Here is a 22663-nt window from a genome sequence, read left to right on the forward strand (position 1 = left end):
GACGAAAGGAGGCGCCAGTAAACATGAGATTGAAAAAAATGCGCGATTTGTTCATTCTGATCGGCATTATCGGCATCGTTCTGATGATGGTCGTGCCGATTCCGATCTGGCTGCTGGACGTGCTCCTCATTGTAAATATATCGGTCGCGCTGATGATTTTGCTGATCTCGATGAATACGCAGGAAGCGCTGCAGTTCGCGATTTTCCCTTCCATGCTGCTTGTCACGACGTTATTCCGGCTGGCGCTCAACGTCTCCACCACGCGCAACATTTTGGCGCATGCGGAAGCCGGGCACGTTGTCGATACGTTCGGCGGGTTCGTCGCCCAAGGCAATCTGGTGGTTGGCTTCGTCGTTTTCCTCATTTTGGTCGTCGTTCAGTTCATCGTCATCACCAAAGGCTCCGAGCGCGTGGCGGAAGTGGCGGCACGGTTTACGCTCGACGCGATGCCCGGCAAACAGATGAGCATCGACGCCGACCTCAACGCCGGCATGATCAACGAGCAGCAGGCGAGGGAACGCCGCCGCAAGATTGAAGCGGAAGCCGACTTCTACGGCGCGATGGACGGCGCCAGCAAGTTCGTCAAAGGCGATGCGATCGCAGGCATTATTATTTTGCTCATCAACATCATCGGCGGACTTATCATCGGTATGGTTTACCACGACATGTCGTTCGCGGAATCGGCGGCCACGTTCTCGCGCCTGACGATCGGCGACGGACTCGTCAGCCAAATTCCGGCGCTGCTCATTTCTACCGCAGCCGGCCTTATTGTCACCAGAGCCAACTCCGAAGGCAATCTGGCTTCCGACATTTCCGGCCAAATCGCCAAACATCCCCGATTGCTCTATATTGTCAGCGGCACGATTCTGATGCTTGGCATCTTTACGCCGATCCCGCTCATCACGACGTTCCCGATTGCGCTGGTGCTGACGTTTGCCGCCTATCGCATGCAGAAGAACATGGAGAAGCAGCAAGCCCAGGAGCAACAAATCGAAGAAGAACAGCAGATCGAGGAAGTGCGTTCGCCCGAAAGCGTCATCAGCCTGCTCCAGGTCGATCCGATCGAGTTCGAATTCGGCTATGGGCTTATTCCGCTTGCCGACACGCAGCAAGGCGGGGATTTGCTTGACCGGATCATCCTGATCCGTCGCCAATGCGCATTGGAGCTCGGCATTGTGGTGCCAGTTATTCGCATTCGCGACAATATTCAACTAAAACCGAACGAATACGTCATTAAAATTAAAGGAAATCACGTCGCTCGCGGTGAATTATTATTAAATCACTACTTGGCGATGAGTCCCGGCATTGAAGACGAATCGGTATCCGGCATCGAAACGACGGAACCGGCGTTCGGCTTGCCGGCCATCTGGATCGACGAAACGACGAAGGAACGGGCGGAAATCGCCGGTTATACGGTCGTTGACCCGCCATCCGTCGTCGCCACGCATTTGACCGAAATTATCAAGCGCCACGCGCACGAACTGGTCGGCCGCCAGGAGACGAAGCTGCTGATCGAAAACGTCAAGGAATCGTATCCGGCGCTTGTGGACGATTTGATCCCGAGCGTGCTGTCGTATGGCGACGTGCAGAAAGTGCTGTCCAAGCTGTTGCGGGAAAAAATTTCGGTGCGCGACCTCGTGACGATTCTCGAAACGTTGGCCGACTACGGGTCTTATACGAAAGATCCGGATATTTTGACGGAATATGTCCGTCAGGCGCTGTCGCGGCAAATTACGCACCAATATTCGACATCGTCCGACTCGTTGCTTAAAGTCATCACCGTCGGCCCCGCCGTCGAGAAAAAAATTGCCGAAGCCGTCCAGCAGACGGAGCAAGGCTCGTATTTGGCGCTCGACCCGAATTCTTCGCAAGCGATCTATTCCCGCGTCAGCGAGCAGGTGACGAAGGCGATCCAGTCCGGGCAGCAGCCCGTCATTCTGACGTCGCCGACGATCCGCATGTACTTGCGCCAGCTGCTCGAGCGCACGATGCAGGATATTCCGGTGCTGTCCTACAGCGAGCTTGAACCGAGCGTGGAAATCCAGAGTATGGGGGTCGTGAACTTATGAGAGTGAAACGATACGTCGTCGATTCGATGCCCGCCGCTTTGGAACGAATCCGCTCGGACCTCGGCAAGGACGCCATCATCTTGAACACGAAGGAAGTTCGCTCCGGCGGTTTCCTCGGCTTGTTCGGCAAGAAGAAGATTGAAGTGATCGCCGCCACCGATCAGTCGGCGGCTCCGGCCGCCAAGGCAGGCGGCCAGACAGAGCTGAAGGCGGCGCTGTCGCAAGTGGCGGCAGCCGCGGCCAAACATCAGCAGCGCACGGGCAAGACAGCCGTGCTTGACGAACCGATGCCGCATGTGCCGGACGTCATCTTCGACAAGAGCGCGCCGCCGGAGCAGCCGGCCGCGGCGGATTCGCCAACAGCGCGCGCGCAAGCGCGCTTCGTGCTGCCTCAGCAGCGAGAAGCGTATGCCGGCGCTGCCAGCCTGACCGGAGGCGCCGCGAAGATGCAGCCGCCGCTCGAAGAAGCGGCAGCGTCGCGCAGCGCCGAGTCGGCCCCGCCGCCGCGCGTGGCGTTGCCTGCCGCGGAGCCGACGCGGACAGCGCCCGCGCAAGCGGCGACGAAGTCGAACGAAGAGAAGCTGTTCGAGGAAATTCGCCAGATGAAGGCGATGATGTTGCGGTTGTCGAACGCCGGAGCCGCCGCGCAGGCGCCGGAACCCGACCCGCTGCTGGCCCGCTGGCAGCGGCGGCTGGCCGATCAGGAGCTGCATCCGGACTTGATCGCCGAGCTGCTGGCCAAAGTAAGCGAAGACGCCGAAACAGCGGAAACGCCGCTCGCGCCCGGCCGCGTGAAGGAAGTGCTGCGCCGCGAGCTTGGCGGGCTGCTGGGCGAACACGCGGACAAACAAATCGCCGCCGATACGAAAATCGCCCACTTCGTCGGTCCGACCGGCGTCGGCAAAACGACGACGATCGCCAAGCTGGCCGCCGAGCAAACGCTCAAATACCACCGCAAGGTCGGGCTGATTACGTCGGACACCTACCGGATAGCCGCTGTCGAACAATTGAAGACATATGCGACTATATTGAATATCCCGCTGGAAGTAGTGTTTTCGCCGCTCGATCTGACCAAAGCGTTCGAGCAGCTCGGCGACCGGGATATCATCTTCATGGACACGGCCGGCCGCAACTTTCGCAACGAGATGTACGTGTCCGAGCTGAACGCCCTGCTGCAGACGAAAGGCAAGAGCGAAACGTTCCTTGTGCTCAGCCTGACGACAAAGTACAAGGACATGAAGGCGATCACCGGCAACTTCAGCCGGTTCAAGCTGGACAAGGTGCTGTTTACGAAGCTGGACGAAACCGATTCCTACGGATCGATCGTCAATCTGCTGTCCGAGTTCCCGCTGCGCTTGTCTTATGTCACGAACGGCCAAAACGTGCCCGACGATTTGCGCTTGGCCGAAGAACGACTCATCATCGAGCGCTTATTGGAGGAGACGGACGATGAGTGACCAGGCGCAAAGCTTGCGCAACCTGATGCGATCCCGCGAAACCGCGGAACGGGTCGCCGATACGAAAGTCATTACCGTCACCAGCGGCAAGGGCGGCGTGGGCAAGTCCAATTTTACGCTCAACTTTGCGCTGACGCTGCAGGCGAAAGGGTACCGGGTGCTCGTGTTCGACGCCGACATCGGTCTGGCCAACATCGATGTGCTGATGGGCATTTCGCCGAAATACAATTTGTACCATCTGCTGAAAAAGGAAAAAACGATTTGGGAAATTGTCCACCGCGGCTACCGCGATTTGCAATTTATCGCCGGCGGTTCGGGGTTCAGCGATTTGATCCGGCTGTCCGAGCAGGATCTGGATTATTTCGCCCAGCAGATCGGAGAGCTAAGCGGCCATACCGACTTCATCATCTTTGACACGGGGGCCGGCTTGTCCAAGGAAACGCTCAAATTCATTTTGGCCGCACACGAGGCGATCGTCGTGACAACGCCCGAGCCTACTTCGATCACCGACGCTTACGCCATCATCAAGATGGTTTACAACATGGAGCATGACGTGCGATTCCGGCTCGTCGTCAATCGTGTCGCCGACGACCGCGAAGGCAAACAAACGGCCGACAAAATCAGTCTCGTGGCCAAACAATTTCTGCATCTCGACATCCCGACGCTTGGCTATGTCTACGACGACGCCAACGTATCGAAAGCGGTCAAACGGCAAGTGCCGTTTACGATCGCATATCCGTATTGCAGCGCTTCCAAAAGCATTCATATTTTAGCCGACCAGTTTTTGTCCGGTCAGACGGCGAAGGAGCAAACGGCCAGCGGAGTCAAAGGGTTCCTGAACAAAATGATCCAATTGCTGAAATAATTGATCTTTACAATGCAAGTTCAAAGAGTTGGCTTTTCAGCACCGAGAAGGTTGCGAGAACCTGAAGAAGGAGTAGCGGAGTTTAGGCAAAACCTAAATGAGCAACGGATTTCGAGGGTGAACGCAAGATTCGATGCCGAATACGCTTCCTGATAAGCTTCGTGATCAAAAGCCAACCGATTGGAGGGATTCGCATGCGTCCGGTTCAAGTGCTGGTCGTCGACGACTCCATGTTTATGCGCAGAATCATTACCGACTTGATAGTCGACAATCCGGCGTTTGCCGTCATCGGCACCGCCAAGAACGGGAAAGAAGCGATCGCTCTAACGAAGCAACTGAAGCCGGATGTCATTACGATGGACGTCGAGATGCCGGAAATGAACGGCCTTGACGCTTTGGTGCGGATTATGGCGGAACAGCCGACACCCGTCATCATGCTCAGCAGTTTGACTGTGGAAGGCGCCGAAGTAACGATTCAGGCGCTGGAAGCCGGCGCGATCGACTTCGTTCGCAAGCCGTCGGGCTCCATCTCGCTCGACTTGTACAAGGTGAAGCTGCTGCTCCACGAGAAGCTGACCATCGCGGCCAAATCGCGCCTTTCCAAGGCGGCCCCGCCGCCGCCGGTTCCGAAGCCGACACCGCCGCCGGCCCCCATACCGCTTCCGGCAGCCAGACAACCGCTGCCGAGCGTTACCGATCGAAACGTCGCCTCGTCCCTGATGAGGTTTGAACATATCGTAGCCATCGGCACTTCCACCGGGGGGCCGAAAGCGCTGCAACAAGTGCTGCGCCAGCTGCCGGCGACGTTTCCGGCACCGATTCTGGTCGTGCAGCACATGCCGCCGAATTTTACCAAATCGTTGGCAAATCGGCTCGACTCGCTATGCAGCATCCGCGTCGTAGAAGCCGAAGAGGCGATGCCGCTGATGAAAGGAACGGCGTACATAGCACCGGGAGGGTATCACATGACGCTTGCGGCCAAAGCCGGCGACGGGTACCGGATTCGCTTGTCCAAGGACGAACCGCGTTCGGGCCATCGCCCTTCGGTCGATACGCTGTTCGATTCGCTGGTTCCGTTCGGCGAACTGAAGCGGCACATCGTGCTGATGACCGGCATGGGCAGCGACGGCGCCAAAGGGATGAAGTCGCTGCGGGAAGCCGGCGCGGCAACGACGATTGCGGAAGCGGAAGAGACGTGCGTCGTATACGGCATGCCCCGGTCCGCGGTTGAGCTGGGATGCGCCGGATATGTGCTGCCGCAGCAGGAAATATCCGAAAAGCTGATCGAGCAAATCATGAAATAGCAGGGCGGCTCCGAACAACCCCATGGAGGTGGATGGATGTGGAATTGAACCAGTATTTGTCGGTTTTTATCGACGAAGCGAAAGAGCATCTGCAAGCGTTAAACGATAATTTGCTCAGCTTGGAACAACGCCCGAACGATATCAGCATCGTGCACGTCATTTTCCGCTCCGCGCATACGCTGAAAGGCATGTCGGCGACGATGGGCTTCGAGGACATCGCTTCGTTGACGCACGAGATGGAGAATGTGCTCGATCTCGTGCGCAACGCCAAGCTGGACATGAACGCCGCGATTTTCGACTGCCTGTTCAAGAGCGCGGACGCGCTGGAGTCGATGGTGCAGGATATTATCCAGGGCGGCACCGGACAAGCCGATGTCAAACAGATCGTCGCGACGCTCGGCGCCATCGTCAAGGGCGACTTTTCGCAGCAGCAAGCGGCGTCCGGCAGTTCCGGGCCGAGCGGTGCAGATGCGACCGCTGGCGTTTCCGCATCCATGCAAATCGATCAGTACCAATATTCCGTGCTGGAGCATTCGATCGCGGCCGGTCACGACGTCTTCTACGTCGAAGTGACGCTGCGCAGCGACTGCGTGCTGAAAGCCGCCCGGGCGTACATGGTATTCGACATCTTCGAACATAACGGCGAAGTCGTCAAATCGACGCCTTCCGTCCAAGAGCTGGAGCAGGAGAAATTCGACCGAAGCTTCTCCGTATTTTACATATCGAAAGTAAAAGCAAATGAACTCGAAGCGCTCGTCACCGGCGTTTCCGAAATCGAATCGGCCCGCATCATCGTGCTCGACAGCGAGACGCTGGCCCAAATCGGCCGTCCGCGCCACGAGTCGATCCAGGAAGCCCACGCCCAAACCGCAGCGGCCGCATCCGCTCCGGCACCGGCAGCGCCGGCTCCGGCGGCGGGCGACAAGCCGGCGGCAGCAGCCCCGGCAGCGACGGCCGCGACGGCGAGCCGAACGATTCGCGTCGACATCGAACGGCTCGATACGCTGATGAATTTATTCAGCGAACTGCTCATTGACCGCGTCCGTCTCGAGCAGCTTGCCAGCGAAGTGCGCCGCAGCGACTTGATCGAAACGGTCGAGCATATGGCGCGCGTCAGCAGCGACTTGCAGAATATCGTGCTGAAGCTGCGGATGGTGCCGGTCGATACGGTGTTCAACCGGTTCCCGCGCATGATCCGCGACATTGCCAAGTCGCTCGGCAAAAAAGTCGATCTTGTGATCTCCGGCGCCGATACCGAACTGGACCGCACCGTCATCGAAGAGATTGGCGATCCGCTCGTCCACCTGCTTCGCAACTCGGCCGACCACGGCATTGAGCCCGTTGCCGACCGGCTGGCGGAAGGAAAAAGCGAGAACGGCACCGTGTACTTGCGCGCCTTCCATAGCGGCAACCACGTCTTCATCGAAATCGAAGACGACGGCCGCGGCATCAACCGCGACAAAGTGCTCAAGACCGCGATCAAGAACAGCGTCGTTACGCAGGAAGCGGCCGCCAAAATGACCGACGAGCAAGTGTACCAGCTGCTGTTCGCATCCGGATTCAGCACCGCCGATAAAATTTCCGACATTTCCGGCCGCGGCGTTGGACTTGACGTCGTCAAAACGAAAATCGAATCGCTTGGAGGCCACGTCAACGTCGAATCGAAGCTGGGGCGCGGCACGAAGTTTTCCGTGCAGCTGCCGCTTACGCTGTCGATCATTTCCGCCATGCTGGTGCGCGTCGGCGCGGAGAAATATGCGATTCCGCTTTCCTCCATCGTGGAAACGGCAGCCGTCTCGACGGACAAAATCCGCCATGTGCACGGCAACAAAATGATCGAATTCCGCAAAAATGTGATCCCGCTCGTGACGCTGGCCAAAGTGTTCGAGGTGCCGCCGACCGGCGATTCGGCGCTGCGGGGCGAAACCGAAATCGTGGTCATCCGCAAAGGCGACAAACTTGCGGCGCTCGCCGTCGACGAATTTATCGGCCAACAAGAAATCGTGCTCAAGACGCTGGGCAAATATTTGCAACACACATTCGCCATCTCTGGCGCCACCATTCTCGGCGACGGCCAGGTCGCGCTGATCATCGATACGAACGCGCTCATCAAATAACCTTGTTGGAGGGATTGCCATGGGAGAAGAAGTGAAAGTCATCGTGTTTGCGCTCGCGAACGAGGAATACGGCGTCGAAGTGGAAAAGGTGCGCACGATCGAACGGATGATGCCGATGACGCGCGTGCCGAAAACGCCTCCGTTCGTCAAGGGAGTCATCAATTTGCGCGGCGTCGTCATTCCGGTAATCGACCTGCGCGGCCGGTTCAGCCTGGAAACGGCGGCCTATACCGATAACACGCGCATCATCATCGTTGCCGTCGGCGCGATCGAAGTCGGCATGATCGTCGACTCCGCCAATGACGTCATCGATGTCGATACGGACAACATTGAGAACCCGCCGGAAATCGTCGGCGGCATCAAAGCCAAATATTTGCGCGGCATCGCCCAGATCGGCGACAGCCGACTGCTCGTTTTGCTGAACCTGGAAGAAGTGCTGAACAAAAGCGAAATCGTGCAATTAGAGCAAATGGAGGAGTAACGATCACGTGAGCGAATTTCAACCGTTTCCCGATTTTCATATGGACGTACTCAAGGAAGTAGGAAACATCGGGGCGGGACACGCCGCCACCGCATTGTCCCGGCTTCTGGACAAGCCGGTCGACATGCTGGTGCCCAAAGTCCGCATGGTGGAATTCGAAGAAATTTCCGCAAGCGTCGGCGGATCGGAAAATGTGGTCGTGGCCATCTTCCTGCGCGTGGAAGGGGAAACGCCGGGCAATATGTTTTTCATTCTGTCCCAGCGTTCGGCCAAAATGCTGCTCCACAGCCTGGTCGGCATCGAAGTGGAAAATGACGAAAGCTACACGGAAATGGAACTCTCCGCCCTGAACGAGATCGGCAACATTTTGGCAGGCTCCTATTTGACGTCGCTGGCCGATTTTACCCATCTGCACATGGTGCCGACCGTTCCGGGACTCGCCATCGACATGGCGGGCGCCATTCTCAGCTACGGTTTGCTGCAATACGGCCAAATGGGCGATCATGCGCTGCTCATCGATACAACGTTTTTGGACGGCGGCGACGCGATTGAAGGGCACTTCTTTCTCATTCCCGATCCCGAATCGTTCGACAAAATTTTTGCGGCGCTAGGGGTAGCGGAATGATGACGGAAGAGCTTGTGATCAAAGTCGGCATGGCCGATCTTAAAGTAGCGCAGTTGGTAGGGTTGCTGAAGACGACCGGTCTTGGTTCCTGCGTTGGCGTGACGCTGTTCGATGCGAGGACGAAGGTGGCCGGCATGGCGCACGTGATGCTGCCGTCTTCCGAAATTGCCAAGGAGGGCAATCTGAACATATCCAAATATGCGGACACCGCGCTGCCGGATATGATTCGCCGCATGGAAGCGCTTGGCGCCAGCGTGGCCCGGATGGAGGCGAAGCTGGCGGGCGGCGCGCAGATGTTTGCCTTCTCGCAGGCTTCCGACACGATGCGCATCGGGCCGCGCAACGTCGATTCGTGCAAGGCGATGCTGGGAAAATATGCGATCCCGATCAAAGGAGAGGATACCGGTGGCAACTACGGGAGAACGATCGAGTTTGACTGCGCAACCGGCAAGCTGCTCATCCGCAGCGTGCAGCAAGGGATCAAGGAACTGTAACCTATGATGCTCGGTACGATTCGCTGGAACATCGCAACGGGCATCATCGGATTCATCTTGACGTTTCTCATCTCGTACCCGAACAATGTGCTGTCGGTCACGCTCAAGAACAGTTTCTACAGCATGATCATTATGTTCGTTTGCATGTTCGGCTTCCGCTTTGTGCTCGGCGTACTGATGGACCCGGGCAAGCAGAAGGAGGACATGCAGGGGGAGGAACAACAGGAGCCGGCCAAAGGCACGACAATCGATTTGACGACGCCGGCGGACACGGAATTGCGGGGCGGCTTGTCCAAAGGCACCCTCGACGATTCGGACGATTCGCCGTTTACTCCGCTCAACCCGCCGAAATTGGTCAGCAAAGTCAAAAACGGCACGCCGGAGGAACTTACCCGCGCGCTTCGTCAAATGTCTGAAAAGTAAGGGTGGTGAACGCGCATCATGATCGAGCATAAAGAATCGCATCTGTCCAATGTGGAGCTATGGAAGCAATGGAAAGAAGACCAGCTGGTCCAGGCCAAAAAAGAGCTGATCGAGTTTTATTTGCCGCTGGTCGATTTCGTGACGGGACGGCTGGCGATCGGACTGCCGAAAAACGTCGCCAAGGACGATTTGAGCAGCTTCGGCATTATGGGCTTGATCGACGCCATCGACAAGTTTGATTACAAGCGCGGTTTGCAGTTTGAAACATATGCATCCTGGCGCATTCGTGGCGCCATCATCGACGGTTTGAGACAGGGCGACTGGGTTCCCCGGTCGGTCCGCGAAAAAGCGAAAAAAATTGAAGACGCCTACCAGAAGCTCGAACAACACTATTTGCGCTCGGTGACCGACAGCGAAATCAGCTCCTACCTGCAGATTTCCGAAAACGAATTTCAGCAAATGCTGCAGGATATCGCCGTCACGTCGATTTGTTCGATCGACGATCCGATCCGCGAAGAAGATTCGGAAACGCGTCTTTCACTGCTCATAGATGAAAAAGCAAAAAACCCGGAATACAAAGTAAACGAATTTTTTCTGAAAGAATCGCTGGCCAAAGCGATCGAACGGTTGACGGAAAAAGAACGGACAGTGGTTTCGCTATTTTATTACGACGACTTGTCGCTCAGCGAAATCGCGGAGGTGATGTCGTTGTCGCCATCCCGCATTTCCCAGCTTCATTCCAAAGCGATACTGCGGCTGCGCGGTTCTTTGGGCCGATTCAAATCGCAGCTGTTTCACGAGTAGCCATGAAGGAGGGATTATGATGAACGAGTCGCTGCATACGATCGACCATTTTGTCAAAGTAACCGTCTCCAGTGATAAACTGATGGCCCATATCAGCTTCGCGAACATTGAGGATACGTTTTCATGCACGGTCGAACAACTGGAAGCCGTATTGAAAGCGCAGCGAATCGTATACGGCATTCACCATGACAAGCTGGCCCAAATTGCCACAAATCCGAAAGACTATTTCGCCTCCGTCACGTTGGTTGCGAGCGGCGACAAGCCGGCGGACGGCGCAAACGGCGCCATCCGGCTCATCTTCGATCTGGACCGCAAGGACGGCAAACGGCCGATGGAGCTGGAGGACGGTACGGTCGACTACAAGGAAGTCACGTCGCTCAGCAATGTTCGCAAAGGCGAAATGATTGCGGAGCGTTTCCTCGCCGAAGCCGGGACGTCGGGCAAAGCCGTCACCGGAGAAGATCTTCCGGCCAAAGCGGGCAAGGAAGCGCGGTTCAAGATCGGCAAAAACGTAGTGACCGACGGCGACGGGATGAAGCTGTACGCGGCGATTGACGGCATGATCGTGAAGACGGACCGCGATAAAATCAATGTGTTTCCGATCTTCGAAGTGAATGGCGACATCGATTTTAATGTCGGCAATATCGACTTTATCGGCAGTGTCATCGTGCGCGGAAGTGTGCTGAGCGGGTTCAAAATCAAAGCGTCCGGCGACATTCGCGTGACCGGCAGCGTGGAGGCGGCCGAACTCGACGCCGGCGGCTCGATCGACATCAGCGCCGGCATTCTCGGGCAGAACAAAGGGCTCGTCAAGGCGGGGCAAAATGTAAGAAGCTCGTTCATTCAGGACGCCAATGTCGAAGCGGGCGAAGACGTGATCGTCACGCAAAGCATTATGCATTCGAGCATTCGCGCCGGCCGCAATGTCACCTGTTACGGAACGAAAGGGCTTATTGTCGGCGGCGTCGTGCAGGCCGGGGAAAAAGTAACGGCACGCACATGCGGCAACTCGATGTCCACGAATACGGTCATTGAAGTCGGCGTGCTGCCGAACCTGCGCATCGAGCTGCAGCAGCTGCGCCAGCAAATGCGCGCCCAGATGGAGAGCCTCGACAAGACGGAGAAGGCGCTGACGCTGCTCGACCAGTTGGCCGCGGCGGGCCAACTGACGCCGGACAAAATCGCGATGCGCATCAAACTGTCGCATACGAAAAAACAGGCGCAGGAAGAGCAAACGTTAATGAAGGAACGCATCCTCGAAATTGAAAAATCGCTGGAGGATACGGAGAAAGCTTCGGTCGAAATTCATTCGGTCATTTACGGCGGCACGAAAATCGTGATCGGCCGTTATACCCGTTTCATCAAGGATACGACGCCGCGCGTTAAATTCCGTTTGTTCGAAGGCGATATCACTATGTTTACGCTGTAATGTAGAGTAAGCAAGGGAGTGATACGATGAGCCTCAAATCGATTGACATGCAGCTGGCGGTGCAAAAGAATAATGAAGCTTCGATTCGCCAAAGCCAGCTTCTGCACAAGCCGGTGCTCGACCAGGAAATGGCCGGGGAAGCAAGCGCCAAGCAGGCGGAGCGCAGCCGCCAGCGCAGCGCCAAGGTGGGCGATCTCACCGGACTGAAGGTGCGCGAGGACGGTTCTTCCAATAACGGCCAAGGCCGGGACGGGAAGCCGCGCGGTAAAGCCGGAACCCCGGCGAAAGCGGCGGACAAGACGGAACTGCCCGCCGACCATCCGTACAAAGGCCGACATATCGATTTGTCGTTGTGATGGGCGGGGTAACCCGCCGATTGGCGAAATGGAAAGCGAGTGGGTGATTCGTTTGCAGCCCTGGGTATATGTGGTTGTGCTTGGCCTCGTGTTCATCGTGTACGCGCGATTGCTGCCGGCCCGGGATCGTTCGGCTTCCACCGGCATGGTGAAAGAAATCGAAGAAACGATGGAGCATTTCGCCGCGGAGTTGGAAGAAGAAAACAAGCAGCTGCTGCACTCTGTCGCGAAGATGAAGCAGGAGCACGAACAACAAGTAAGCAAGCTCAGCGGCAAAATCGAGCAACTAGAGAAGATGAGTTACGATCTGTCGCAGGAATGGAAAAACCTGATGATCAGCAAACTGAACGAAGCACCGGTTGCCGCCGCGATGCAAGCGGCAGCAGTCCAGTCGGAACGGCCGCAGCCGAAGCCGGAAGCGCCTGCGGCGCCGGTTCAGGCGAATGTGCCCGCCGCGCCAACGTCGCCGGAGCATGAAGCGGCTGTTTCGTCGAATCTGAGGGACCGGTTCCGCGGCTTGTTCGATATGTACGACCAAGGCAAATCGACGGAGTACATTGCCAAGAAGCTGGGCCTGAACAAAGGCGAAGTCAGCTTGATCGTGCAACTGGCGAAGCAGGAGGAGCAAGGACGTGTTTAAAAACCGCACGCTGATGACCGGCGTTGGCATCGGGCTGATGGCCGGCGCCATCTTGCTGAAGCTATTCGAGGTTGGGGCAGGCAGCAGCGCCGATTGGGACGAGAAGGAATTTATGCGGCAGGCGGAAGCGCACGGCTTGCAGGTGCATCAGGCCAGCGACAAGTTGTTTACCGAGGCCGAAGTGGAAGCGATGCGCAAAACCGGCGACGGGACGAAAGCATCGGCTGCACCGACCGTATTGCCGTCTTCGTCTCCTGCGGCTTCCCCCGCTTCTACTCCCACGGCCACGCCCAAAGCGTCAACGCCCGCTACGCCAAACGCATCGGCAGCGGCCGCGCCAAGCTCGGCCGCTTCGCCAAGCGCCGTCGCCGCGGCGAAACCGTCCGCGCCAGCCGCCGGAGCAACAGCGGTTGCCGCGAGCCCCGCTCCTGCGGCAACGCCCGCCGGATCGGTTGCAGCAACGCCTGGCATAAGCGCGCCGTCCGCACCGGCAACCGCACAAGCGTCGCCGACGCCCATTTCGGTAACGATTCGGGAGGGGCTGATCTCGGCCGAAATCGTCGCGCTGCTGCAGCAGGCCGGCGTCGTCGTCGACGGCGCGCAGCTTGACGAAGCGATTCGCAAGCGGGAGCTGACGACCAAAATTTACAGCGGCACCTACTCTTTTGCGCCGAACACCAGCGTCGAACAAATCGTCGACATGCTGACGACCCGCTGAACGGACAGTCTTTTCCAGAGACTGTTCGTTTTTTGTATTTCTTGTCGCTGACGGCAGTTGCGCGGCAAAAGGCAGATGTGGTATAGTAGATGACGGTGTTAAAAACACACGACCGTTTAATTCGCGCGAGGGTGCTTGCCGTTCGGCAAGTTTCGCGTTTGAAGATGCGAACGGCGGAGGGTAACACAAAAACCACAACGGTAGAGGAGGTGTGTGAAGATGGCAGTTATTTCCATGAAACAGTTGCTCGAGGCAGGGGTGCACTTCGGTCACCAAACCCGCCGCTGGAACCCGAAAATGGACAAATACATCTTCACCGAAAGAAACGGCATTTACATTATCGACCTGCAGAAGACTGTGAAGAAGGTCGAAGAGGCGTACAACTTCGTGAAATCGGTCGCGGCAGAGAACGGCACGTTCCTGTTCGTCGGCACGAAGAAACAAGCGCAAGATTCCGTAGCCGAAGAAGCAGCGCGCTGCGGCATGCACTACATCAACCAACGCTGGCTCGGCGGTACGCTGACCAACTTCCAAACGATCCAGAAGCGGATCGATCGTCTCCACACGCTGGAGCGTTGGGAAGAAGACGGCACATTCGCCGTTCTCCCGAAGAAAGAAGTCATCATTCTCCGCAAGGAGAAGGAGCGTCTGGAGAAATTCCTCGGCGGCATCAAAAACATGAAGCGTCTCCCGAGCGCGCTGTTCGTCATCGATCCGCGCAAAGAACGCATCGCCGTCGCCGAAGCGCGCAAGCTGAACATCCCGATCGTCGGCATCGTCGACACGAACTGCGATCCGGACGAAATCGACTACGTCATTCCCGGCAACGATGACGCCATCCGCGCCGTTAAATTGCTCACTGCCAAGATGGCCGACGCTATCGTGGAAGCTCATCAGGGCGAACAAACGACAGCTTAATGCTTGCTAGTCCAAAGGGTGGGTGGAAGGGTTGATTACCGATCCTCCCGCCCTTTTTTTGAAGTTTACGACCTTTACTTAAGCGGCGAAAAGGACAATATTTCCGAGGAGGAATGCGAATATGGCAGCAGTAACGGCAGGTATGGTTAAAGAATTGCGCGAAAAAACGGGTGCCGGCATGCTCGATTGCAAAAAAGCGCTGGAGTCCGCGGACGGCGATCTGGCGAAAGCAACCGACATTTTGCGGGAAAAAGGGTTGGCGGCAGCCGCGAATAAAGCGGGCCGCATCGCAACGGAAGGTGCGGTTGGCTCTTACATCCATGCAGGCGGACGAATCGGCGTGCTGGTGGAAGTCAACTGCGAAACCGACTTCGTGGCCAAAACGGATCAATTCAAAGATTTCGTGAAAGACATCGCGATGCAAATTTCGGCTTCCAGCCCGAAATACGTGCGCCGCGAGGAAGTGCCGCAAGCCGAGCTCGACCACGAGCGCGAAATTTTGAAGGCGCAAGCGCTGGCCGAAGGCAAACCGGAGAAAATCGTCGAGAAGATGGTCGAAGGCCGCCTCGGCAAATATTACGAAGAGTTCTGTTTGCTGGAGCAGCCGTTCATCAAGGATCCGGACAAAACGATCGCCCAGCTTGTGAATGAAAAAATCGCCACCATCGGCGAAAACATTTCGATCCGCCGCTTCGTTCGTTTCGAGCTTGGCGAAGGGTTGGAGAAGAAAGTCGACAACTTCGTCGAAGAAGTTATGGCGCAAGCCAAAATGTAAATCGCCCCATACGAACAGCCGGGAACACCTATGTGTTCCCTCTTTTTTAGATCATGACTCGCATCATCCGGGAGGGTTATCATTGGAGCAGCCACGCTATAAGCGCATCGTACTCAAGTTAAGCGGGGAAGCGTTGTCGGGCGCGGTTGGATACGGCATCGATTCGCAAACGATCGTTTCGATCGCCGAGCAAGTGAAGGCGGTGCACGAACTGAATGTCGAGGTGGCGATCGTAGTCGGCGGCGGCAACATTTGGCGCGGCATCGCCGGCAGCGCCAAAGGGATCGATCGGGCAACCGCCGATTATATGGGCATGCTCGCAACCGTAATGAATTCGCTTGCGCTTCAGGATGCGTTGGAGAACGTCGGCGTGCCGACTCGCGTGCAGTCGTCGATCACGATGCAGCAAGTGGCCGAGCCGTACATTCGCCGCCGCGCCATTCGCCATCTGGAGAAAGGGCGCGTCGTCATTTTCGCCGCGGGAACGGGCAATCCTTACTTCTCGACGGATACGACCGCTGCGCTGCGCGCCGCGGAAATCGAAGCGGAAGTGATCCTGATGGCGAAGAACAAAGTCGACGGCGTGTATTCCGCCGATCCGTTCAAAGACGCAACCGCCGTCAAGTATGAAACGCTCACGTATATGGACGTGCTCAATAAAAACCTCGGCGTGATGGATTCGACCGCATCGTCGCTTTGCATGGACAACAATATCCCGCTGCTTGTATTTTCGATTACAGAGCAAGGCAATATCAAACGCGCCGTGCTTGGTGAAAAAATCGGCACGATCGTCGTCAAAGGAGGAGCGTAAGCGATGCCGCAATCGGTGAAACGAAGTGCAGAAGACCGGATGGACAAAGCGTTGTCCGCACTGAAGAGGGAGCTGGCGACGCTGCGCGCCGGCCGTGCGACGCCGTCGTTGCTCGATCGGGTGCAAGTGGAATACTACGGCGCGATGACGCCGGTCAACCAGCTCGCCAATATCAACACGCCCGACTCGCGCACGCTGATGATTCAGCCATGGGACAAATCGTCGATGAGCGCGATCGAAAAGGCGATTATGAAATCCGATCTCGGGCTGACGCCTTCGAACGACGGCAGCACGATCCGGATTGTCATTCCTGCGCTCACCGAAGAGCGCCGTTCCGATCTGGTGAAGATGACGCGCAAGTTTGGCGAAGAAGCGAAGGTTGCCGTGCGCAACGTTCGCCGCGACGCCAACGACGAAATCAAGAAGCTGGAGAAATCCGCCGGCTTGTCCGAAGACGAGTCGCGCCGCCATCAGGACGACATCCAGAAGGCGACGGACAAATTTATTGCGGAAGTGGACAAGACGCTGGCCGCCAAAGAGAAAGAGATTATGGAAGTATAACGGTCCCGGCAGCCCCCGAGGGCGCATGGGCCGTTCGGCAGCGGGTGCGGTGTTTAAGCTGCGACCCTTTGCCGGACGGCCGAAGGCTTGCGCGCAAGGGGGCTTATCTTTTTCCGACAGACGAATCGGATGTGGGGGATTGTGGGATGAGCGTACGATGAAATGGTTTGGGAACAGGGCAAAGGTAGCTCCCGGGCTGCCGATTGCGGATAATGTGCCGAAGCATATCGCCATCATTATGGACGGCAACGGCCGCTGGGCTAAGAAGCGCGGGTTGCCGCGCATCGCCGGCCACCATGCCGGCATGAAAACAGTGAAAAAAATTACGATCGCCGCCGACCGGATCGGCGTCGACGTGTTAACCATGTATGCGTTCTCGACGGAAAATTGGAAGCGGCCGCGCGAAGAAGTCGATTTCCTGATGAAGCTGCCGCAGGAGTTTCTGTCGATCGAGCTCGACGAGTTGATCGAAAAAAACGTCCAGGTGCGGATGACCGGCTGGCGCGAAGAGCTGCCCGAGCATACGCTGCGGGCGGTCGAACAGGCCGTCGAGAAGACGAAGCACAATACCGGACTTATTCTCAATTTTGCGCTCAATTATGGCAGCCGCAAAGAGATGATCGACGGCATCAAAGCGATGATGGCCGATGTGCAGCGCGGTTCGCTCGATCCGAACGCGATCGACGAACGGCTGTTCGACAGCTATTTGCAGACGGCGGGGCTTCCCGATCCCGATCTGCTGATTCGCACGAGCGGCGAGCTTCGGCTGAGCAATTTTATGCTGTGGCAGCTCGCTTATTCGGAGTTTTGGTTTACGGAAAAATATTGGCCGGAATTCAGCGAAGAAATGTTCTACGACGCGGTTCGCGAGTACCAGCGCCGCGCGCGGCGCTACGGCGGTTTGTAGTTGGGAGGAAGCGGATTTGAAGCAGCGCATTGTATCGGGTGTTATTGCGGCGGCGGTTTTTATTACGCTGCTCATACTGGGCGGCGCCTGGTTTGAGTGGCTCATGTTCGCGCTCGCGGTCATCGGCTTCGACGAATACCGCAAAATGAACGGACTTGCCCGCGGCTCGCTCGTTTCGCTGGCCGGCTTTGCCGGCGTCATCATGCTCACGGCGCCTGTCATTCCGCTGTGGGACGAATTATCCGTCATGGCGTTTGTTTGGCTGGCGCTGTTTGTGCTGCTGGCGCTGACGGTCATCACCAAAAATGCGGTCACGATCGACCAGGCCGGTTATGTGCTGCTGGGCATCCTGTACGTCGGGTTCGGCTTTCACTATATGGCCGAGACGCGTGTGCTGGAGCCGGACGGGCTGTTCTGGACGCTGCTCGTGTTTTTTTGCATCTGGATTACCGATTCGGGCGCCTACTTCACCGGCTACGCGTTCGGCAGAACGAAGCTGTGGCCGGCGATCAGCCCGAACAAAACGGTGGAAGGCGCCATCGGCGGGCTGGTGCTGTCGATCGTTGTGGCGCTCATTTTCGCCATTACCCGGGACGATCTGCTGTCGATCCCGCAGGCGATTGTGCTTGGCGGCGCGATCGGCATTGTCGGGCAGTTCGGCGATTTGATGCAATCGGCTTACAAGCGGGTCAAAGGCATCAAAGATTCCGGCAGCCTCATGCCCGGCCACGGCGGCGTCCTGGACCGGACGGATAGTTGGATTATTGTGTTTCCGTTTTTACATATGGTTGCGCTGCTGCCCCACTGATGGGCCGGCTGCGGCAAACGGAGGTTACGGGGATGGCGAAACGCATTGCGCTGCTCGGCTCGACGGGCTCGATCGGCACCCAAACGCTGGATGTGATTGCGCACGACCCGGAGCGGTACGACGTCGTTGGCTTGTCCGCAGGCACAAACGTAGCGCTGCTGCTGGAGCAGGTCAAACAGTTCCGCCCGGGTGTTGTGTCGGTGGCAACGAAGGAGCTGGCCGATGAGCTGCGGCCGTTGCTTCCCGCCGGCACGCGCGTGTTGTACGGCGACGAAGGAGCCGCCGAAGTGGCGGCCGGTACCGGCGCCGATATGGTAGTGACGGCGGTGATGGGCAGCCGCGGATTGAAGCCGGCGCTGGCGGCCATCGAAGCGGGCATTACGATCGGCCTGGCGAACAAGGAAACGCTCATCAGCGCCGGTCATCTGGTCACGGCGGCGGCCAAGCGCCGCGGCGTTTGCCTGCTGCCGATCGACAGCGAGCATTCGGCGATATTTCAATGTTTGAACGGCGAATCGCGCGACGATGTGGCCCGCCTTACGATCACCGCTTCCGGCGGTTCGTTCCGCGACCGCACGCGGGAGCAGCTCGCCGGTGTAACGGTAGCGGAGGCGCTGCGCCACCCGAACTGGTCGATGGGCGCCAAAATTACGATCGATTCCGCCACGATGGTCAACAAAGGGCTGGAAGTGATCGAAGCGCACTGGCTCTTCGATATGCCGTACGAACAAATCGACGTGCTGCTGCACCCCGAAAGCATCATTCACTCCATGGTCGAGTTTGTCGACAACAGCGTCATCGCGCAGCTTGGCAACCCCGACATGCGGGTGCCGATCCAATACGCGCTCACCTATCCGCAGCGATTCCCGACGCCGACGAAACGGCTCGATTTGGCCGCTGCGGGCCGGCTTCATTTTGCCCCGATGGATATGGTGCGGTTTCCTTGCCTGCGCCTCGCGTTCGAATGCGGCAAGGGCGGCGGCACGCTGCCGACCGTTTACAGCGCGGCGAACGAAGTGGCGGTGGCGCGATTCCTGGGCGGAGAGATCGAGTTTCTGGCGATCGAAGCGATCATCGAAACGGCGCTGGAGCGGCACGAGCGGCTGGCCGATCCGGACCTCGAGCAGATCGCGTACGCCGACAATTGGGCGCGCGAGCTGGCCGCGTCGCTGTATACGGCATAATCGGCGCTGCGTGGCATATACCTTCATACTAGCATCGGCATGAGGTCGGGTCAGGCTTGCTTGTGCAAGGAGCCGAAAAAATGGTAAGCTTAATGATGACCGTCCCCGAGTTTTCGCTACCGGCGAAAAAGCATGCTCATCCGGTTTAGGAGGTACAGCCCTTGTTTTCGCTGCAAAATGTGATTCAGATTGTGCTCATGTTTTTCGTGCTCGTAACGTTGCACGAGTGGGGACATTATTACTTCGCCAAACGGGCGGGGATATTGGTTCGCGAATTTGCGATCGGCTTCGGGCCGAAGCTGTTTTCGTATAAAAAAGGGGAAACCCGCTACACGCTGCGCCTGCTGCCGATCGGCGGGTTCGTGCGCATGGCCGGCGAAGACCCGGAAATCGTGCAAGTGTCGCCCGGTCAGACGGTAGCGCTGCAGCTCGACCGTTCGGGCGTCGTGTCGCATCTGTATCTCGATCAGCTCGACTTGCGCTCGAATGTCGTCATCGGCGAAGTGCGCCAGCTTGATCTGGAACGCGAGCTTCACGTCAGCCTCGACGTCGACGGCGAAGCGATTCGTTACCCGGTTCATCCGCAGGCGCTGATGGTGACCAAAGGGCGCGAAACGCAAATTGCGCCGCTCGACCGCCAGTTCGGCAGCAAGACGGTCGGTCAGCGAGCGCTGGCGATATTTGCCGGTCCGGTGATGAATTTCCTGCTCGCCTTTGTGCTGTTCCTGATCGCCATGTTCATGCACGGCATTCCGCAGCAGATCAAGCTGGACAGCGTGTCGGCCGGATCGCCAGCGGAGCAGGCGGGGCTGAAGGCAGGCGATATCATCAAGGAAATCAACGATGTCGAGATCGGCGCCGACTCCGGCAAAATCGTCACCGAAATCCAGAAATCGGCCGACCGGTCGATGCGCTGGATCATCGAACGCGGCGGCGAACAGCGCCAGGTGCAAATGACGCCGATGTTGAAAGACGGCGCGCTGATTGTCGGGATCCGGATGGATTCGATCAACCGCAAAGCCACGTTCGGCGAAGGAGTAACCGGCGCGTGGGACAGCATGGTCGGCACGACGAAGAACATTTTTCTCGGGTTCAAGATGATCGTCACCGGCAACTTCAAGCTTGACGATCTCGGCGGACCGATCCGGATTGTCGAAGTGTCCAACGAATTTGCCGATCTTGGGCTGAAATACATGATCGCATTTTCCGGCTCGCTCAGCTTGTATCTGGGCATCTTCAACTTGTTGCCGATTCCGGCGCTTGACGGCAGCCGGCTCGTGTTTCTCGGCTACGAGGCGGTTCGCGGCCGGCCGGTCGATCCGCAGCGGGAGAGCATGGTGCATTTCATCGGCTTCGCGCTGCTTATGCTGGTCATGCTTGCGGTGACGTACAACGATATTTTACGACTCGTAAAGGGGTAGAGATCAGGCGATGGCGGGCGACAAGCAGGACAAGCAGGACAAGCAGGACAAGCAGTTCGTGAAAGAAATTACGCCGCAAAGCGTTGACTTCTCCAAGTGGTACCTGGATGTCATTCGCAAGGCGGACTTGATGAGTTATTCGCCGGTGCGCGGCTGCATCGTGTTCAAGCCGGACAGCTACGAAATTTGGGAGCTGATCCAGCGGCAGCTGGACGCCCGATTCAAGGAGACGGGCCACCGCAACGCCTACTTCCCGCTGTTCATCCCCGAGAGCTTCTTCCAGAAGGAGAAGGAGCACGTCGAAGGCTTCAATCCGGAGCTGCCGTGGGTGACCGAAGCGGGCGGCGAGAAGCTGGAGGAACGGCTGGCGATTCGTCCGACGTCGGAAACGATGATCGGCCACATGTACGCGGAATGGATCAATTCGTACCGCGACCTGCCGCTGCTTATCAACCAGTGGGCCAACGTCGTCCGCTGGGAGAAACGGACGCAGCCGTTTCTGCGGACGAGCGAGTTTTTGTGGCAGGAAGGCCATACGGCGCATGAGGATGAGGCGGACGCCCGCCGCGAAACGATGCAGATGCTTGACATTTACCGCGAATTTGCCGAAGAGGTGCTGGCGATTCCGGTTATTGTCGGGCAGAAGACGCCTTCGGAGAAGTTTGCCGGAGCGGTCGATACGTATTCGATCGAAGCGATGATGAAAGACGGCAAAGCGGTGCAAGCCGGGACGTCGCATTACCTCGGCACGAACTTCGCCGTAGCGTTCGATATCAAGTATCTGGACCGGGAGAATACGCATACCTTTGCGCATACAACGTCGTGGGGCGTCAGCACCCGGCTGATCGGCGCGCTGATCATGGTGCATGGCGACGACCGCGGCCTTGTCGTTCCGCCGAAAGTAGCACCGACGCAAGCGGTCATCATCCCGATCGGGCCGCCGAAGTCGCGCGAGCCGGTTGTGGCCAAAGTGTACGAACTGCAGGCGCAGCTGAAGGCGGCGGGGGTACGAGTGAAGGTCGACGACGACCCGAACCAGAGCCCCGGCTGGAAGTTCAACGAATACGAAATGCGCGGCATTCCGATCCGCATCGAACTGGGACCGCGCGACATGGAGAACGGGCAAGTCGTGCTCGTTTCGCGCGTCAGCGGCGAAAAGAAGCCGGTGCCGCTGGAGCGGATTGTCGAGGAAGTACAGCAGCTGTTGACGGATACGCACCGGATGATGTACGAAAGGGCCAAAACGTTCCGCGACGAACATTTGACGGCTGTCGACACGATGGCGGAGATGCAGGCGTTCCTCGAGCAGCAGCGCGGCTTCGTACTCGCCGGCTGGTGCGGCTCCGCCGCTTGCGAAGCTCAAGTGAAGGAAGAAACCGGCGCCACGAGCCGGAACATTCCGTTCGAGCCGACCGTTCGCAAGACGACTTGCCTCGTATGCGGCGAGGGAGCGGAACATACGGTCGTATTCGGTCGGGCATACTAATTGGGTTGGT

Annotated in this window: 23 protein-coding genes; all 23 read left to right on the forward strand. The window is 57.7% G+C overall.

The window, feature by feature from the left end; genetic code table 11:
* The first annotated feature begins 23 nt into the window (after window positions 1-23).
* The 23 genes from flhA to proS all read left to right on the forward strand — a co-directional run bounded on the left by flhA (window position 24) and on the right by proS (window position 22653).
* Complete coding sequence (gene flhA / locus EXY20_RS02335; RefSeq protein WP_135547181.1) at window positions 24-2069, forward strand: flagellar biosynthesis protein FlhA; 2046 nt, start codon at window positions 24-26, stop codon at window positions 2067-2069.
* On the forward strand, window positions 2066-3526 hold the full coding sequence (flhF, locus tag EXY20_RS02340) for a flagellar biosynthesis protein FlhF (RefSeq protein ID WP_135547183.1): 1461 nt from the start codon (window positions 2066-2068) through the stop codon (window positions 3524-3526). Before flhA ends, flhF begins: the two co-directional genes overlap by 4 nt.
* Window positions 3519-4391 (forward strand): MinD/ParA family protein, encoded by an 873-nt coding sequence (locus EXY20_RS02345; RefSeq protein ID WP_135547185.1) that lies wholly within the window; start codon window positions 3519-3521, stop codon window positions 4389-4391. The genes flhF and EXY20_RS02345 overlap by 8 nt, the downstream gene beginning before the upstream one ends.
* 194 nt (window positions 4392-4585) lie before the next feature.
* Entirely contained in the window at window positions 4586-5695 is a 1110-nt protein-coding gene (locus EXY20_RS02350) for a protein-glutamate methylesterase/protein-glutamine glutaminase (RefSeq protein WP_135547187.1), read from the forward strand.
* 38 nt (window positions 5696-5733) lie between these two features.
* The gene (locus tag EXY20_RS02355; protein WP_135547189.1) at window positions 5734-7812 is read left to right on the forward strand and encodes a chemotaxis protein CheA; all 2079 of its coding nucleotides are present in this window, start codon (window positions 5734-5736) and stop codon (window positions 7810-7812) included.
* A 19-nt stretch (window positions 7813-7831) separates the two neighbouring features.
* A complete protein-coding gene (locus tag EXY20_RS02360) occupies window positions 7832-8293 on the forward strand; it encodes a chemotaxis protein CheW (protein ID WP_135547191.1) in 462 nt (153 codons plus the stop codon).
* A 40-nt stretch (window positions 8294-8333) separates the two neighbouring features.
* The gene (locus tag EXY20_RS02365; RefSeq protein WP_135547686.1) at window positions 8334-8918 is read left to right on the forward strand and encodes a chemotaxis protein CheC; all 585 of its coding nucleotides are present in this window, start codon (window positions 8334-8336) and stop codon (window positions 8916-8918) included.
* On the forward strand, window positions 8915-9412 hold the full coding sequence (locus tag EXY20_RS02370) for a chemotaxis protein CheD (protein ID WP_207671204.1): 498 nt from the start codon (window positions 8915-8917) through the stop codon (window positions 9410-9412). Before EXY20_RS02365 ends, EXY20_RS02370 begins: the two co-directional genes overlap by 4 nt.
* Window positions 9413-9415: 3 nt before the next feature.
* A complete protein-coding gene (locus EXY20_RS02375) occupies window positions 9416-9835 on the forward strand; it encodes a hypothetical protein (RefSeq protein ID WP_135547195.1) in 420 nt (139 codons plus the stop codon).
* An 18-nt stretch (window positions 9836-9853) separates the two neighbouring features.
* The gene (locus EXY20_RS02380) at window positions 9854-10639 is read left to right on the forward strand and encodes a FliA/WhiG family RNA polymerase sigma factor (protein WP_135547197.1); all 786 of its coding nucleotides are present in this window, start codon (window positions 9854-9856) and stop codon (window positions 10637-10639) included.
* 19 nt (window positions 10640-10658) lie between these two features.
* On the forward strand, window positions 10659-12068 hold the full coding sequence (locus tag EXY20_RS02385; protein ID WP_135547199.1) for a DUF342 domain-containing protein: 1410 nt from the start codon (window positions 10659-10661) through the stop codon (window positions 12066-12068).
* Window positions 12069-12094: 26 nt separating this feature from the next.
* On the forward strand, window positions 12095-12424 hold the full coding sequence (locus EXY20_RS02390; protein WP_135547202.1) for a hypothetical protein: 330 nt from the start codon (window positions 12095-12097) through the stop codon (window positions 12422-12424).
* Window positions 12425-12467: 43 nt separating this feature from the next.
* Window positions 12468-13064: a DUF6115 domain-containing protein gene (locus EXY20_RS02395; RefSeq protein ID WP_135547204.1), complete on the forward strand. Its 597-nt coding sequence runs from the start codon at window positions 12468-12470 to the stop codon at window positions 13062-13064.
* Window positions 13057-13782, forward strand: a complete 726-nt coding sequence (locus EXY20_RS02400) for an MltG/YceG/YrrL family protein (protein ID WP_135547206.1) — start codon at window positions 13057-13059, stop codon at window positions 13780-13782. The genes EXY20_RS02395 and EXY20_RS02400 overlap by 8 nt, the downstream gene beginning before the upstream one ends.
* Window positions 13783-14001: 219 nt before the next feature.
* A complete protein-coding gene (rpsB, locus tag EXY20_RS02405) occupies window positions 14002-14700 on the forward strand; it encodes a 30S ribosomal protein S2 (RefSeq protein ID WP_135547208.1) in 699 nt (232 codons plus the stop codon).
* A gap of 121 nt (window positions 14701-14821) precedes the next feature.
* On the forward strand, window positions 14822-15475 hold the full coding sequence (gene tsf / locus EXY20_RS02410; protein WP_135547210.1) for a translation elongation factor Ts: 654 nt from the start codon (window positions 14822-14824) through the stop codon (window positions 15473-15475).
* Between the two features lie 82 nt (window positions 15476-15557).
* Window positions 15558-16286 (forward strand): UMP kinase, encoded by a 729-nt coding sequence (gene pyrH, locus EXY20_RS02415; protein ID WP_135547212.1) that lies wholly within the window; start codon window positions 15558-15560, stop codon window positions 16284-16286.
* A gap of 3 nt (window positions 16287-16289) precedes the next feature.
* On the forward strand, window positions 16290-16847 hold the full coding sequence (gene frr / locus EXY20_RS02420; RefSeq protein ID WP_135547214.1) for a ribosome recycling factor: 558 nt from the start codon (window positions 16290-16292) through the stop codon (window positions 16845-16847).
* 157 nt (window positions 16848-17004) lie between these two features.
* Window positions 17005-17754: an isoprenyl transferase gene (locus EXY20_RS02425; RefSeq protein ID WP_135547216.1), complete on the forward strand. Its 750-nt coding sequence runs from the start codon at window positions 17005-17007 to the stop codon at window positions 17752-17754.
* A 16-nt stretch (window positions 17755-17770) separates the two neighbouring features.
* The gene (locus EXY20_RS02430) at window positions 17771-18562 is read left to right on the forward strand and encodes a phosphatidate cytidylyltransferase (RefSeq protein ID WP_135547218.1); all 792 of its coding nucleotides are present in this window, start codon (window positions 17771-17773) and stop codon (window positions 18560-18562) included.
* A 32-nt stretch (window positions 18563-18594) separates the two neighbouring features.
* The gene (locus EXY20_RS02435; protein ID WP_135547220.1) at window positions 18595-19746 is read left to right on the forward strand and encodes a 1-deoxy-D-xylulose-5-phosphate reductoisomerase; all 1152 of its coding nucleotides are present in this window, start codon (window positions 18595-18597) and stop codon (window positions 19744-19746) included.
* A 161-nt stretch (window positions 19747-19907) separates the two neighbouring features.
* Window positions 19908-21167: an RIP metalloprotease RseP gene (gene rseP, locus EXY20_RS02440; RefSeq protein ID WP_135547222.1), complete on the forward strand. Its 1260-nt coding sequence runs from the start codon at window positions 19908-19910 to the stop codon at window positions 21165-21167.
* A 10-nt stretch (window positions 21168-21177) separates the two neighbouring features.
* Entirely contained in the window at window positions 21178-22653 is a 1476-nt protein-coding gene (proS, locus tag EXY20_RS02445) for a proline--tRNA ligase (protein WP_135547224.1), read from the forward strand.
* Window positions 22654-22663: the final 10 nt, after the last annotated feature.

The organism is Paenibacillus cymbidii, from assembly GCF_004764705.1.
Lineage (GTDB): Bacteria > Bacillota > Bacilli > Paenibacillales > NBRC-103111 > Paenibacillus_AN > Paenibacillus_AN cymbidii.

Coding starts and splice junctions, on each gene's coding strand:
- rpsB (WP_135547208.1), top strand. CDS start 14,002: ATGGCAGTTATTTCCATGAAACAGTTGCTCGAGGCAGGGGTGCACTTC.
- EXY20_RS02360 (WP_135547191.1), top strand. CDS start 7,832: ATGGGAGAAGAAGTGAAAGTCATCGTGTTTGCGCTCGCGAACGAGGAA.
- flhA (WP_135547181.1), top strand. CDS start 24: ATGAGATTGAAAAAAATGCGCGATTTGTTCATTCTGATCGGCATTATC.
- EXY20_RS02425 (WP_135547216.1), top strand. CDS start 17,005: ATGAAATGGTTTGGGAACAGGGCAAAGGTAGCTCCCGGGCTGCCGATT.
- frr (WP_135547214.1), top strand. CDS start 16,290: ATGCCGCAATCGGTGAAACGAAGTGCAGAAGACCGGATGGACAAAGCG.
- EXY20_RS02365 (WP_135547686.1), top strand. CDS start 8,334: ATGGACGTACTCAAGGAAGTAGGAAACATCGGGGCGGGACACGCCGCC.
- EXY20_RS02350 (WP_135547187.1), top strand. CDS start 4,586: ATGCGTCCGGTTCAAGTGCTGGTCGTCGACGACTCCATGTTTATGCGC.
- EXY20_RS02435 (WP_135547220.1), top strand. CDS start 18,595: ATGGCGAAACGCATTGCGCTGCTCGGCTCGACGGGCTCGATCGGCACC.
- EXY20_RS02390 (WP_135547202.1), top strand. CDS start 12,095: ATGAGCCTCAAATCGATTGACATGCAGCTGGCGGTGCAAAAGAATAAT.
- tsf (WP_135547210.1), top strand. CDS start 14,822: ATGGCAGCAGTAACGGCAGGTATGGTTAAAGAATTGCGCGAAAAAACG.
- proS (WP_135547224.1), top strand. CDS start 21,178: ATGGCGGGCGACAAGCAGGACAAGCAGGACAAGCAGGACAAGCAGTTC.
- flhF (WP_135547183.1), top strand. CDS start 2,066: ATGAGAGTGAAACGATACGTCGTCGATTCGATGCCCGCCGCTTTGGAA.
- EXY20_RS02375 (WP_135547195.1), top strand. CDS start 9,416: ATGATGCTCGGTACGATTCGCTGGAACATCGCAACGGGCATCATCGGA.
- EXY20_RS02380 (WP_135547197.1), top strand. CDS start 9,854: ATGATCGAGCATAAAGAATCGCATCTGTCCAATGTGGAGCTATGGAAG.
- EXY20_RS02370 (WP_207671204.1), top strand. CDS start 8,915: ATGATGACGGAAGAGCTTGTGATCAAAGTCGGCATGGCCGATCTTAAA.
- EXY20_RS02385 (WP_135547199.1), top strand. CDS start 10,659: ATGAACGAGTCGCTGCATACGATCGACCATTTTGTCAAAGTAACCGTC.
- EXY20_RS02345 (WP_135547185.1), top strand. CDS start 3,519: ATGAGTGACCAGGCGCAAAGCTTGCGCAACCTGATGCGATCCCGCGAA.